The sequence below is a fragment of the Streptomyces sp. NBC_00335 genome, from assembly GCF_036127095.1.
GTDB lineage: Bacteria > Actinomycetota > Actinomycetes > Streptomycetales > Streptomycetaceae > Streptomyces.
This window is the reverse complement of sequence record NZ_CP108006.1, coordinates 7,846,880-7,860,272: the sequence shown is the minus strand read 5'-3', so window position 1 is coordinate 7,860,272 and position 13,393 is coordinate 7,846,880. Positions and strand designations below refer to the sequence as shown.

At 71.4% G+C, this 13,393-nt stretch carries 11 protein-coding genes; 6 read left to right on the top strand and 5 right to left on the bottom strand.

Going from position 1 to position 13,393, the window contains the following annotated elements; all coding sequences use genetic code 11:
• Positions 1 to 13: 13 nt before the first annotated feature.
• Both OHA37_RS35580 and OHA37_RS35575 read left to right on the top strand, forming a co-directional pair.
• Complete coding sequence (locus tag OHA37_RS35580) at positions 14 to 1,615, top strand: sensor histidine kinase (RefSeq protein WP_443046259.1); 1,602 nt, start codon at positions 14 to 16, stop codon at positions 1,613 to 1,615.
• Positions 1,612 to 2,808 (top strand): PP2C family protein-serine/threonine phosphatase, encoded by a 1,197-nt coding sequence (locus OHA37_RS35575; RefSeq protein ID WP_266911622.1) that lies wholly within the window; start codon positions 1,612 to 1,614, stop codon positions 2,806 to 2,808. The genes OHA37_RS35580 and OHA37_RS35575 overlap by 4 nt, the downstream gene beginning before the upstream one ends.
• Before the next feature lie 363 nt (positions 2,809 to 3,171).
• Here OHA37_RS35575 and OHA37_RS35570 read toward each other — a convergent pair whose 3' ends face one another.
• The 4 genes from OHA37_RS35570 to OHA37_RS35555 all read right to left on the bottom strand — a co-directional run bounded on the left by OHA37_RS35570 (position 3,172) and on the right by OHA37_RS35555 (position 7,258).
• A complete protein-coding gene (locus tag OHA37_RS35570) occupies positions 3,172 to 4,137 on the bottom strand; it encodes a D-alanyl-D-alanine carboxypeptidase family protein (RefSeq protein WP_266911620.1) in 966 nt (321 codons plus the stop codon).
• A gap of 122 nt (positions 4,138 to 4,259) precedes the next feature.
• Complete coding sequence (locus tag OHA37_RS35565; RefSeq protein ID WP_266911618.1) at positions 4,260 to 5,510, bottom strand: sensor histidine kinase; 1,251 nt, start codon at positions 5,508 to 5,510, stop codon at positions 4,260 to 4,262.
• Between the two features lie 15 nt (positions 5,511 to 5,525).
• Positions 5,526 to 6,311: a two-component system response regulator CseB gene (gene cseB / locus OHA37_RS35560; protein ID WP_266911616.1), complete on the bottom strand. Its 786-nt coding sequence runs from the start codon at positions 6,309 to 6,311 to the stop codon at positions 5,526 to 5,528.
• Between the two features lie 50 nt (positions 6,312 to 6,361).
• Positions 6,362 to 7,258 (bottom strand): endonuclease/exonuclease/phosphatase family protein, encoded by an 897-nt coding sequence (locus OHA37_RS35555; protein ID WP_443046350.1) that lies wholly within the window; start codon positions 7,256 to 7,258, stop codon positions 6,362 to 6,364.
• Between the two features lie 737 nt (positions 7,259 to 7,995).
• Here OHA37_RS35555 and OHA37_RS35550 point away from each other — a divergent pair.
• The 4 genes from OHA37_RS35550 to OHA37_RS35535 all read left to right on the top strand — a co-directional run bounded on the left by OHA37_RS35550 (position 7,996) and on the right by OHA37_RS35535 (position 12,652).
• Entirely contained in the window at positions 7,996 to 8,406 is a 411-nt protein-coding gene (locus OHA37_RS35550; RefSeq protein WP_266913370.1) for an NUDIX hydrolase, read from the top strand.
• Between the two features lie 276 nt (positions 8,407 to 8,682).
• Positions 8,683 to 10,074 (top strand): MFS transporter, encoded by a 1,392-nt coding sequence (locus tag OHA37_RS35545; RefSeq protein ID WP_266911614.1) that lies wholly within the window; start codon positions 8,683 to 8,685, stop codon positions 10,072 to 10,074.
• 91 nt (positions 10,075 to 10,165) lie between these two features.
• Positions 10,166 to 12,082 (top strand): helix-turn-helix domain-containing protein, encoded by a 1,917-nt coding sequence (locus OHA37_RS35540; RefSeq protein ID WP_266911613.1) that lies wholly within the window; start codon positions 10,166 to 10,168, stop codon positions 12,080 to 12,082.
• A 66-nt stretch (positions 12,083 to 12,148) separates the two neighbouring features.
• Positions 12,149 to 12,652, top strand: coding sequence for a GNAT family N-acetyltransferase (locus OHA37_RS35535; RefSeq protein ID WP_266911611.1), 504 nt, complete (start codon positions 12,149 to 12,151; stop codon positions 12,650 to 12,652).
• A gap of 46 nt (positions 12,653 to 12,698) precedes the next feature.
• On the opposite strand, the gene OHA37_RS35530 is transcribed toward OHA37_RS35535, so the two are convergent.
• The gene (locus tag OHA37_RS35530) at positions 12,699 to 13,316 is read right to left on the bottom strand and encodes a response regulator (protein WP_443046349.1); all 618 of its coding nucleotides are present in this window, start codon (positions 13,314 to 13,316) and stop codon (positions 12,699 to 12,701) included.
• Between the last annotated feature and the right edge of the window lie 77 nt (positions 13,317 to 13,393).

The window sequence follows — 13,393 nt, the reverse complement described above, 5'->3', positions numbered from 1 at the left end:
GGGGAATCAGAGGATGACCGGCATGTTGACACCGTCGGGTGCGCGGAGGTCCTCCGCGTGGACGACCCGGCGGTGGCTCCGCGTCGGGGTCGCCGCTTCGCTGACGGTGCTGGCCCTGCTCGGTGTGACCGGGGCGTGGGTGCTGGGGCGGACGGCATCGATCAGCGAGGAACTCGTGGACGTGCGGGTGCCCGCGCTGACCACTTCCTTCCGCCTGGAATCGGCCCTCCTCAACCAGGAGACCGGCATCCGCGGCTACGGCCTCACCGGGACCCCGGAGTTCCTCCAGCCCTATCAGCAGGGGCTCACCGATCAGGACGTGTACGCCGTGGAACTCGCGCGGCTCCTGGACGGCGACGGCCGCGCGCTCGCGGACCTGAAGGCGCTCCAGGACGCGGTCTCCACATGGCAGGAGAGGATCGCCCGTCCGATCGCCGCCTCGCCGTCCGGGGCACCCTCACCCCTGGCCACCGCACGCGCCGCGGAGGCCAAGACGTCGTTCGACGCCCTGCGTCAGGCCATGGCCGGCCAGCAGGAACAGTTGCTCGCGGAGCGGGACCGGACCCGAGCCGATCTCGCCGCCACCATGAGGCTGCGGAACTGGCTGTTCGCGACGATCGCGGCCGTGGTCGCCCTCATGGCCGTCCTCGTCTTCGAAGGCCTGCGCCGCGGGATCAACCGGCCGCTGGAGCAGCTGGGGGCGGACGCCCGCACCGTCGCCGGAGGTGACTTCGACCACCCCATCAGCTCGGCCGGTCCGGCGGACCTGCGGCGACTGAGCGGCGAGATCGACTTCATGCGCCGTCAGCTCGTGCGCGAGCTGGCCTTCAGCGAGGAGGCCCGGCGGCGCCTGGACACCCAGACCGCCGACCTCCAGCGTTCCAACGCCGAGCTGGAGCAGTTCGCGTACGTGGCCTCCCACGACCTGCAAGAGCCGCTGCGCAAGGTCTCCAGCTTCACGCAGCTGCTCCAGCGGCGCTACGGAGGGCAGCTCGACGCCAAGGCGGACCAGTACATCGCCATAGCCGTCGACGGCGCCAACCGGATGCAGACCCTGATCAACGACCTCCTCGACTTCTCCCGGGTGGGCCGCGTCCACCACAATCCCGAGAAGGTCGACCTCGAAGCGGTCATGGAACGGGCCCTGTCCGCCCTGAGCCTCGGCGTCGAGGAGTCGGGCGCATCGATCACGCACGATCCGCTGCCTTCCCTGGTCGCCGATCCCACCCAGATGGGCATGCTCTGGCAGAACCTGATCGGCAACGCGGTGAAGTTCCGCCGCCCGGACCTGGCACCGGAGATCCGTGTCGGCGCGGTCCGGGAAGGGGAGCTGTGGCGGTTCACGGTGACCGACAACGGCATCGGGATCGAACCCGAGTATGCCGACAAGGTGTTCGTGATCTTCCAGCGGCTCCACACCAAGGACGTCTATCCCGGCAGCGGAATCGGCCTGGCGATGTGCAAGAAGATCGTCGAGTTCCACGGCGGTACCATCGCCGTCGACCCGGAGTACCGGGACGGGACGCGCATCACCTTCACCCTCGCGCCCGAACCGCCCCCGGCCCCGTCGGCCATCGCGGAAGCGACCCGGGCCGGCGTGGAGCCGGCGCCGTGACCGCGCCCCTCCCCCACACCGGCGGCCTGGCCGTGACCGAACCGGTCTACCGCATCCTCCTCATAGAGGACGACGAGGCCGACGCCCTGCTCGTCGAGGAGCTCCTCCACGACACCGAGCTGCGCTTCGAGCTCACCACGAGCACCTCGCTGGCCGACGCCCACTCGGCTCTCGCGGCCCGCACCGTCGACTGCATCCTCCTCGACCTGCACCTGCCCGACGTGTCCGGCACCGACGCCGTCACCACCGTCCGCGCCATGGCCCCGCACACCGCGGTGATCGTGCTGACCGGCCTGTCCGAGAAACAGGCGGGCTCCGAGGCGATGGCCGCCGGTGCCCAGGACTACCTCGTCAAGGGCAAGGTCGAAGCCGACCTGCTGCGCCGCACCGTCCGCTACGCCGTCTACCGCAGCCACACCGAACGCGCGTCAGCCGAAGCCCAGTCGGCCCGACTGCGCGCCGAGGAGAACGCCCGTCTGGAACGGGGCCTGCTGCCCCGGCCCCTCCTCGAGACCTCGGCCGTCGTGGTGACCACCCGCTACCTGCCCGGCGTCGAACAGGCTCTGCTCGGCGGCGACTTCCTTGACGTCGTCGAGGGCGACGGAGGGCTGCTGCACGCCGTGGTCGGCGACGTCAGCGGCCACGGTCCCGATGCCGCGGCCCTCGGCGTCTGCCTGCGCATCGCCTGGCGCTCGCTCGTCCTGGCCGGCCACCGCGGCACCGATCTGCTGCACCTGATGGAGCGCCTGCTGGTGGCGGAGCGCGGCGACCAGCCGCTGTTCGCCACCTGCACGCTCCTCACTCTCGACCAGAAGGCCGCCACCGCCACCCTCCACCTGGCCGGGCACCACGAACCGCTCCTCACCACCGCGGAGGGGACCCGGGAGGTGACCGCCGCGCACGGAATCGCGCTCGGCATCATGCCCGGCCACCGCGATTGGCCCGCCACGCTCATTCCACTCCCGGAGAGCGGAGCGCTCACCCTCTACACCGACGGCCTCACCGAAGGGCACAACGGCGACGCCGACGGCCGGCTCGGCATCGAGGGGCTCCTGCCCCTGATCAACACCACACCGTCCGCGGACCCCGCGGCGCACCTGGACAGCCTCATCCGCCAGACCAGAGCGCTCAACGCCGGAAGACACACCGACGACCTCGCTGTACTCCGCCTCGGCTGGGGGTCCCGAGGCTGAGGCCCGCCCCGCCTCGGCGGGGCGGCTCACGCCGCCTCAAGTCGGCCACCACCTCGCGCACCGGCTCCGTACCGGGCGCCATGGCACCCGGTCGACGGATGTCCGTTCGAGTCATCCGCCAGCGAGGAAGCACTGGGTTCAGGCGGCAACAGGGAGCGGAATGAACACCGTGATCGTCTTGCCGCCCGCCACAGGGTCGGATCTCCGTACGGTCGGCAATCCAGTCGACGAGCCAAAACGGGCATATACCGCTGTTCGACGCCCGCAGCGCGGCCGGTCCAGCGCGGGCGGCTGCGGCTGCGCCAGGTCAGGTCAGGTCAGGTCAGGTCAGGTCAGGTCAGGTCAGGTCAGGTCAGGTCAGGTCTACGGCGTCTGTGCCGCGAGGGCCTGCGGGAGGGCGGCGCGGATGGCGGTGATCAGGGTGCGGCTGGAGTCGAAGGCGGCGGCCATGCCGGCGGTGGGGTTGGTGTCGGCCCGCTGGTGGAGGACGACTCCGAGGATGAGGCGGGGGACGCCCGCCACCTCCTGGGTGGCGGCCCACATGAGGTTGCCGCCGGCCGGGGTGGAGGAGCCGGTCTTCAACCCGATGACCCCGTCCTGCCCGAGAAGCTTGTTGCTGTTGTGTATCTGCACGCCGACGCCGGGGGCCGTGACGGCGGGCGTGGCCACGATCTGACGGAAGGCCTCGTTCTTCATGACGGCGCGGGCCAGCTTCAGCTGATCGGCCGCTGTGCTCTTCGTGCTGGACTCGATACCGGAGGCCCCGGTGTAGGTGGTGCGGTCCATACCGAGTTCCGCGGCGGCCTTGTTCATCTTCCTGGCGAACTCTTCCTGGCCGCCCGCGTCCCAGCGGGCCAGGAGCCTGGCGACGTTGTTGCCGGAGGGCAGCATCAGGAGTTCCAGGAGCTGGCGTTGGGTGTATTCGTGCCCGGCCACGACGGGAGCGGTCGACTCGGTCGCGGAGAACGATTCGTCGGCGGCTTGCTGGTCGGCGATCACTTTCGCGCCGGGTGCGTCGCCGGGCATCGGGTGGCCGGCGAGGATCACGTAAGCGGTCATGACCTTGGTGACGCTGGCGATCGGTACCGGCGTCTGCTCGCCCTTGGTGCCGAGGCTGCCGATCCCCTCGACCTCCGCGCTCGCCTGGCCTTCCGTCGGCCACGGCAGGTCCATCGACCTGGCCAGGGAGGTCACGAGGGCAGCCTTCGGGCTGGGGTACTCGTTGCCGCCGAAGGCGTACCAGGTGCCCGCACCGGTCACCAGGACGGCGGCGGACAGCGAGAGGACGAGCGACCTGCGCAAGCCGGAGCGGCGGCGGGTGGCGGACATGAGGGGCACCTCCAGAAGGAAACGAGTGCGGTTCCCGCACCCGAATTCACCTTCGAGGAGACGTGCTTCCGGACCGGTGCGCCCCTGCTTCCGCCGCCATGAGGTCCTGTTGCGGTTCTGTTTCAGTCCGGTCCGAGAGGCAGGTCGAGGGTGGCGACCGCGCCCCCGTCCGGGGCGTTCGCGAACGTCAGCCGGGCCCCGAGGACGCCGGCCTGCCCGAGCGCGATGGTGAGCCCGAGACCGTGCCCGCGACCCCGCTCGGCCGATCCCGTACGGAAACGCTGCGGGCCCTCGTCGAGCAGCGCGGCGGGGAACCCCGGGCCGTGGTCCCTTACGACCATCCGTGCGCCGGTCACGGTGACCTCGACGGGGGCCGCTCCGTGGCGGTGCGCGTTGGTCACGAGGTTGACCACGATCCGTTCCACCCTGCGCGGGTCGGTCTCGACGACGTGGGCGGCCCCGACCGTGACGACGGTCGGCGTCTGCGTCCGGCGGACGACATCGGCGACCAGCTCGCCCAGCGGCACCGCATCGGTCCGGGCCTGTTCGCCCCCGGCGTCGAGCCGGGAGATCTCCAGGAGGTCCTCGACCAGCCCGTTCAGGGCCCGGGCCCGGTCGCGTACGAGTCCGGCCACCTCGTCGTCCTCCGGAAGCAGCCCGGCGGCGGTGGAGAGGCCCATCAGCGGGGTGCGCAGTTCGTGCGCGACGTCCGCCGTGAAACGCCGCTCGCCCTCCAGTTTCAGCTGCAGGGCCGCGGCCATCTCGTCCATGGCGGCCGACATCTCGGTGATCTCGTCCCGGGCCCGGCCGCCGGGGCCGATCCGGGCGTCGAGGTCGCCGGCGGCGATGGCCCTGGCGGTACGAGAGCCACGGCGCAGCCTGCGGTTCATCGGCTCGGTGGCCAGGGCGGCGAGCGGCACGACGACCAGGAGGGCGGCCAGCACGGCCTTGATGATGCTGCGGTCCAGGAGCTGGAGGCCGCGCACCTCGGCACTCATGTCCGTCCGGGCGACCAGCACCCGATCACCCTCGACGGGCATGGCCGCCCACAGCCAGTACCAGTTGGGGGGTTTGCGGTCGTACCAGGTCGCGTACAGGCCGTTCTTGTCCTTGCCGGCCAGCGCCCTCGCGAGCGGCTCGGCGAGTTGCCCCGGTGTCAGGACCTCGACGTCGAGCGGCGCCGTGCCCGTGCGGGTGTACTCGCGTTCCGCGGCGGCCATCCGGGCTGCGATGCGGTCGTGGCCGGTGCGCTCGCCGCGTTCGGCCATCGCCTGGTGGACGAGTACGCCGATCACCGCGGCCACCGCGCAGCAGGCGGCCGCGGTCAGCGCGGCGATCTTCCAGCGCAGGGCGCGCGGGTTGAGGAATGCCATGTGCCGACCGGCCCCTCAGGTGCGGACGAGCTTGTAGCCGAAGCCGCGGACGGTCTCGATCCGGTCGGCGCCGATCTTCTTGCGCAGCCGCAGCACGCACAGGTCCACGACCCGGGTGTCGCCCTCCCAGCCGTAGTCCCAGACGTCGCGCAGCAGCCTGCGGCGGTCCAGCACGGCGCCGGGAGCCGCGGCGAACTCCAACAGCAGGCGCAGCTCGGTGGGGGTCAGCGGGACGGCCCGCCCGCCCCGGCGCACCTCCAGGCCGAGCGTGTCAACGGTCAGGTCGCCGAAGGCCAGTACCCGGGCGGCCTTCGCGGGAGATTGGGCGTCAGCGGAGGGGGCCTCCGACTCCGCCGAACCCGCCTCGGGCTCGGCCGGCCGGAAGGTCGCGCGGCGCAGCAGCGTACGGATGCGGGCGACGAGGACGGAGGTGTCGACGGGTTTGACGACGTAGTCGTCGGCGCCCGCCTCCAGCCCTGCGACCACGTCCAGGGCGTCACCGCGCGCGGACATCATCAGGACCGGGACCAGGCTCTCCTCGCGGATCCGGCGGCACAGCCCGATGCCGTCCAGTTCCGGCAGCATCACATCCAGGATCAGCAGATCGTGCCCGCCGGCCCGGAACGCCTCCAGGCCGCCGAGTCCGTCCGCGGCCACCGCGACCTGGTAGCCGTAGCGCTCCAGGGACAGCTGGACAGCGCGGCGGATGGTGGCGTCGTCCTCGACGACGAGTACGTTGACTGGGACGGGTACGGGGTCGGGGACCCGGGTTTCCAACACGCCACCTACTCGCTCATACATGGACATACATTCCGGCCATCGTAGTCAGTGCGTGGACCGTGCGGCCCCGGTCACAGCCGGACGGAGGCAGCGACGGGCAGGTGGTCGCTGCCGGTGGCCGGCAGGGTCCACGAGGAGACCGGGCTCACCCCCTTCACCAGGATCTGGTCGATGCGGACCATCGGGAACGAGGCGGGCCAGGTGAATCCGAAGCCGGCCCCGGCCTCCCGCTGCGCCGAGCGGAGCGGTGCGGTCACCGGCCCCAGTGCCGAGTCCTCGGCCGTCCCGTTGAAGTCGCCCATCACGACGACCCGGGGCAGCACCTCGGCCCGTACGGCCTCGGCCAGCTTCCCGGCCGACTCGTTGCGGCGCGCGGTGGTGAAACCGGCGCTCGGGGTCACCCGTACCGAGGCGAGGTGGGCGGCGAACACGGCGACGGGCCCGCTCGGGGTGTCGACCGTGGCCCGTACGGCGCGTGTCCAGGGCATGATCGGCACCGGCTCCACGCCGTGCAGCGGGTACTTGCTCCACAACCCGACGCCCAGGTGCACCGAGTGGTACGGGTAGCGGGCGGCCAGCTCACGCTCGTACACGGGCGTCGCCTTCGTGGACAGCTCCTCCAGCGCGAGCACGTCCGCGCCCGACCCGGCGAGGGCCTGCGCGGTGCGCAGGGGGTCGGGATTCTCCTCGTCGACGTTGTGGCTGACCACGGTGAGGTCCCCGCCCGCGGCGCGCTTGTCGGTGAGCATCCCGCCGAAGAGGGAGACCCAGACGACCGCGGGCGCCAGTACGGCGACCGCCGCGAGCCGTGAACGTCTCACCGCCGCCAGCGCCAGCAGCGCGGGGACGCTCAGCCCGGCCCAGGGCAGGAACGTCTGGAACAAACTACCCAGGTTCCCGAACCCGTTCGGGACGTGGGCGTGCAGCGCCATGACCAGGGCCCCGCACAGCGCGGCGGCGGCGACCAGCCACCCTCGTCGGCCCCTGGCGCTACGGCGCCCACGAGCCCCTTCGGCGCCCCGTGGCCCGGCGCCGGACCCCACCTCGACAGTGGGCCCGGTACGGTTCGAAGTGCTCAGCACGACAACGGCCTCCCGGCATCACGTACACCGGGGATCGGGTACCGCCACAGATTCGCGCCGTCACACTTCCAGCCGATCAGGGCCCCGCTTCGAGCACCGCACGGCTGTGTTTCAGGTAGGTATCGGCACATCCGCGCCGGCTTCAACATCGCACTCGAATGCCGGCTAGGGCCTCATATCGCGACACCCGGCGGACCTGCCGAACTGTCACCACAGCCAGCGTGGGTCCCGGCAGGCCGGGCACCGGCGCCATCAGCCTGGGATCATCTGGGCGCGGCCTCAATAATCAAGATGGGCGGCAGGAAGCTGCTCACCCACGTGCCACGGTACGCGCTCGTGCGCTCCCTGCCGCGCCGGGACCAATGGGGCCATCCTGGTGACATGGCGACCCTCCCCAAGGCTCCTTGCCCCTCCTGCTCCGTTCCGCACGCCTTGCTGCCCACCAAACGGATCGGATACGGCTCGGTCAAGGACCACAAGCTCGAACCCCGGGCACTGGTGCTGTGCCCGGGCAGTGTGGTCCACGTCAGCTCGCGAAGGTCACCAAGCCCTGGCATCCCGCCGACGCTCAAAGCCTCCCGCCCCGGGCGACGGCGGCTGCCGTGAGTGATCGAGAGACGTCACTGAAGGGCAATGCTCCACCTCAGCATCGGGTTGCCGGGGCCGTTGTGGTTCATGAGGGTCGAGTACTGCTCGTACGGCGACGAGTTGCAGAGGGTCAACTCTTGTGGCAATTCCCAGCGGGCAAAGTCGAACCGGGTGAGTCGTGCGACGAAGCCGCCGTCCGCGAGACAAAGGAGGAAGCCGGCCTGGACGTGGTCCCCATTGTTCGGCTGGGCGAGCGGATCCATCCCCTCACCAATCGGCAAGTGTCCTACACAGCCTGCAAGGTGGCCGGCGGAGCCGCGCACGTGGCGGACCATGACGAAATCGCTGAGGTTGCGTGGGTGACCCTGTCGGAGATCCCGCAGTACATCCCGTACGGACTCTTCACGCCGGTCCAGCAACACCTGGACGTTGTCCTTCGATCTTGACCACATCAACCAGGACGAGAACGTCTCGACCCCCGGAGCAGCAGCCCATGGGCCTGGTACCCCCCTCTCGGATAGATCAGGCGCAACTCTGCAATTCCGACAGGGACTTCCCGCCCGCTTCCGGAGGGGGCCAAGGGGATCGGTTCGGGCCGTATGGTGGCGCTGCACACTCAGGTGGGGTTGATTGTGATGGCGCGCCACATATACCGCTGACCTGCGGACTTCTACGTTGTGGCCACACCCGACGTCCCCGCAGACATCCTGGAAGTGGTTCACATGGCCTCCACCGCAGCCGATCCGAAGGCTCCATCCGGAATACGGCGGATCGTCGCCGCCAGTCTCATCGGGACCACCATCGAGTGGTACGACTTCTTCCTCTACGGGACCGCCGCCGCCCTGGTCTTCAACAAGCTGTTCTTCCCCACCGCCGATCCGCTCACGGGCACCCTGATCGCCTTCCTCACCTACGCCATCGGGTTTCTCGCCCGGCCGCTGGGCGGCGTGGTCTTCGGGCATTTCGGGGACAAGGTCGGGCGCAAGAAGCTGCTGGTGCTGAGTCTGCTGATGATGGGCGGGGCGACCTTCGCGATGGGGCTGCTGCCCACCCACGCGAGCATCGGGGTCGGGGCGCCGATCCTGCTGACCGCGCTGCGGCTGGTGCAGGGGTTCGCGCTGGGCGGCGAGTGGGGCGGGGCCGTGCTGATCGTGTCCGAGCACGGCGGGGCCGAGCACCGCGGGTTCTGGGCCTCCTGGCCGCAGTCCGGGGCGCCCGGGGGGAACCTGCTGGCCACCGGGGTGCTGGCGCTGCTCGCCGGCGTGCAGTCGGACGCGGCGTTCCTCGCCTGGGGCTGGCGGATCCCCTTCCTGCTCTCCGGGGTCCTCGTGATGGTGGGGCTGTGGATCCGCATATCCGTGTCCGAGTCGCCCGTCTTCCTCGCGGCGCAGGCCGAGGCAGCCGCCTCAGGCCGGGGTGAGGAGGAGAAGGCACCCGTCGTCCAGGTGTTCCGCAAGGACTGGCGGCAGGTGCTGGTCGCCATCGGCACCCGGTTCGGCGAGAACATCTCGTACTACGTCCTCACTTCCTTCCTCCTCGTCTACGTCACCACCCATCTCGGGCTCCCGAAGACCACCGCGCTCAATGCGCTGCTCATCGGCTCGGCCGTGCACTTCCTGACCATCCCGGCCTGGGGCGCCCTGTCGGACCGGATCGGGCGCCGGCCGGTGACGCTGATCGGTTCGGTCGGCATGGCTCTGTGGGCGTTCGCGTTCTTCGTGCTGGTGGACTCCGAGTCGTTCACCGTCATCACCCTCGCCGTCACCGCCGGACTGCTGCTGCACGGGGCCATGTACGGGCCGCAGGCCGCCTTCATCTCGGAGATGTTCGACACCAAGGTCCGCTACTCGGGCGCCTCGATGGGCTCCCAGCTCGCCTCGATCATCGCGGGGGCGCTGGCCCCGATCATCGCCGTCGAGCTCCTGAAGGACTACGGCTCCTCCGTGCCGGTCTCCGTCTACCTGTCCGCGGCCGCCCTCGTCACCACCCTCACGGTCCTGTTCGCCCGCGAGACCCGGGGCCGCGACCTGTCCGTTCCCAAGGCGGGGGCAGCGGCGCCGGCAGGGGTGTCCGCGGGAAGCGGGTACGCCGCCAAGGTGTCCGATCCCGCCTGAGCCCGCCCGCGCCACGGGCCGCCCGCCGTGACCGGTACGTCCGGTCGGGCGGGCGGACCCGCTCGCCCTCCCGTACCGAAGGGCTGTCAGCATGGCCCCCGTGAACGATCCCACCGCGCCCGCGTTGCGGCAGCTCCTGGACCTGCTCGCCCAGGGCGCGCCCGCCGAGCACTTCGCGCGGCCCGGCGCGCAGGCCCGTACCGCCGGCGTTGGAGCCGTCGAGCAGGCCCTCGTGGAGGAGGCGACCCGGGTGGCCCTCGACATCCGGCGCACCCTCGACCAGCACCGCAGGCGCGAGGCGGAGCTCACCGCCCTCTTCGACACGGCCGGCGACCTCGCGGCGCTGCGCGATCTCGACGCGGTGCTACGGGCCATCGTGCGGCGGGCCCGGACCCTGCTCGGTACGGACTGCGCCTACCTCACGCTCAACGACCCCGTCGTGGGCGATACGTTCATGCGGGTCACCGACGGCTCCGTCTCCGCCGCCTTCCAGCAGCTGCGCCTGGGCATGGGCGAGGGGCTCGGCGGGCTGGTCGCGCAGACGGCCCGGCCCTACGCCAGCGCCGACTACCGCGCCGACGACCGCTTCCGGCACACCAGCACCATCGACGCGGGGGTGCGCGAGGAGGGGCTGCGGGGCATTCTCGGTGTGCCGCTGCGCGTCGCCTCGCGGGTCATCGGGGTGCTCTACGCCGCCGACCGGTCGGTCCGCGATTTCGCCCCCGACGCGGTGGCACTGCTCTCCTCGCTGGCCGACCACGCGGCCGTCGCCATCGACGGGGCGCGGCTGCTGGAGGAGACGCGTACGGCGCTGGTCGAACTGAACGCGGCCACCGAGACCGCCCGGGCCCACAGCGAAGCTGCGCGGCTGGCCACCGAGACCCACGACCGGCTCACCGATCTGGTCCTGCGCGGCGGGGACGTCACCGATGTGGCGCGGGAGGTGGCCGCGCTGCTGCGGGGCGGACTGGTGGTGCACGACGCCGACGGCACCGAGCTGGCCCGGGTCGCCACCGAACCGATCGGCGCGCCCGCCCAGGGGGTGGCGGCCTCCCGTGCCGGCGGCCGGGCCGTGCCGGTGGACGGCGTGTGGGTCTGCGCGGTCCTGGCCGGGCCCGAACTCCTCGGCAGCATCGCGCTGACGGGCCGGGCGGAGCTGTCGGACAGCGACCGGAGGCTGTTCGAACGCACCGGCCTGGTCACCGCGCTCCTCCTGCTGCTGCGCCGCTCGGTGGCCCACGCCGAGGACCGGGTGCGCGGTGAGCTCCTCAGCGACCTGCTGACCCCGCGGAGCGCGGGGCACACCCCCCACACCGGCAGCCGGACGATCAGGGCCCGCAAACTCGGCGTCGACCTCGCGCGCCCGCACTCCCTGCTGGTGCTGCACTGCGACGCGGCGCTGCGGCCCCGGCTGTCCGCGGAGGCGGCGCGCCGCGCCCGCGACCGGGGCGGCCTGGCCGGGCTGCACGAGGGCCACGTCGTCCTGCTCACCCCGGCCGAGCGGCCCGGGGACCTCGCGCGTTCCCTGGCGGCGGAGTTGGGGCAGGCGGTGGGCACGCCCGTCACCGTGGGCTCCGCCGGGCCGGCGGGCGACCCGGGCGGCCTGCCGGGCGTGTACGCCGAGGCCGTGCGCTGCCTGCGGGCCCTGCACGCGCTGGGCCACACCGGCCACGGGGCCGCCCTGCCCGATCTGGGCTTCGTCGGCCTGCTGCTCGGGGACCACGGTGACGTCGGCGGGTACGTCGAGCGGGTGCTCGGCCCCGTCATCGACTACGACGCCCAGCGGGGCACCGAGCTGGTCCGCACCCTGCAGGCCTACTACGTCCACGGGGCGAGCCTCTCCAAGGCGAAGGACGCGCTGCACATCCACGTGAACACCGTCGTGCAGCGCCTCGACCGGATCGGCCGACTCCTGGGCGAGGACTGGAACAGCCCCGCCCGCGCTCTGGAGCTCCAACTCGCTCTGCGCCTGCACCTCCTGGCGAACTCCGTCCCGCCCACGGCCTGATCCGAAAGACTCGCCCCCTGTACTCCGCCCGTGGTGCGCGGTGATCCGTGGGGCAGAGTGAGGAGCATGACTACGTACGAGACGATGGCGTACCACCTGGAGACCGAACGGCTGATACTGCGGCCGTGGGCCGAGTCGGACGCCGCCCAGCTCCGCGACCTGGTGGCTGAACGCGGCAAGGGGGTGGGCACGGTTGAACAGACCCAGACGGCCATCACGGAGCTGCTCGCCGCGACGGAGACCACGGGGATCGCTCTGCTGCCCGTCCAACGCCGTGAAGAAGGCGACTTCATCGGCTACTGCGGACTGATCATCGGCCGCTCCACCCTGGAGGAGCCGGAAATCGCGTACGAGCTGTTCCAGAGCTCGCACGGCCACGGCTACGCCACCGAGGCCGCCCGGGCCGTGGTCGATGCCGCCATCGCGACCGGGCGGAAGCGGCTCTGGTCGACCGTCGGCACATGGAACACACCGTCCTTCCGTGTCCTGGAGAAGATCGGCTTCGAGCGGCATCACGTCGCCACCGACGACCGCGGTGAGCATGTCTGGCTCACACGCGAGTTGCCGTGACCCGAGTGGGGCCGGGTAAGTTCGCGCGGAACCGTGCTGGACTTCCCTAGGCCACCGCCCCCGGGGTGACCAGGCCCGTCTCGTAGGCCAGGACCACCGCCTGGGCGCGGTCGCGCAGGCTCAGCTTGGCGAAGATCCGGGCCACATGGGTCTTCACGGTGGCCTCGCTGAGCGTGAACTCCCGGGCCAGTTCGGCATTGGAGAGGCCGTGACCCATGAGGGTCAGCACCTCCCTCTCGCGCGGGGTGAGGGCGTCCAGGTCGGGGTGCGACGCCGGAGCCCCGCCGCCGCGCGCGGCCGATGCCGAGGCACAGCGCTCCACCAGTCGGCGGGTGATCGACGGGGAGAGCAGCGCGTCGCCGGTGTCGACGAGCCGTACGGCGTTGGCCAGGTACTCGGGGGTGACGTCCTTCAGCAGGAACCCGCTGGCTCCGGCGGCGAGGGCGGCATAGACGTACTGGTCGAGGTCGAAGGTGGTCAGCATGATCACCCGGCATTCCGGGGCCGCGGCGAGGATCTGGCGGGCGGCCTCCAGTCCGTCCAGCCGGGGCATGCGTATGTCGAGCAGGACGACGTCGGGGCGCAGACGGCGCACTTCCGAGACGGCTTCCACCCCGTCGGCGGCCACCCCCACCACGTCGATCCCGCGGGCGGTGAGGATCATGCGGAATCCGGTGCGGACGAGTTCCTGGTCGTCGGCGATGACCACCCGGGGCGAGGTGGCCGAGGCGGCCCTCGGGT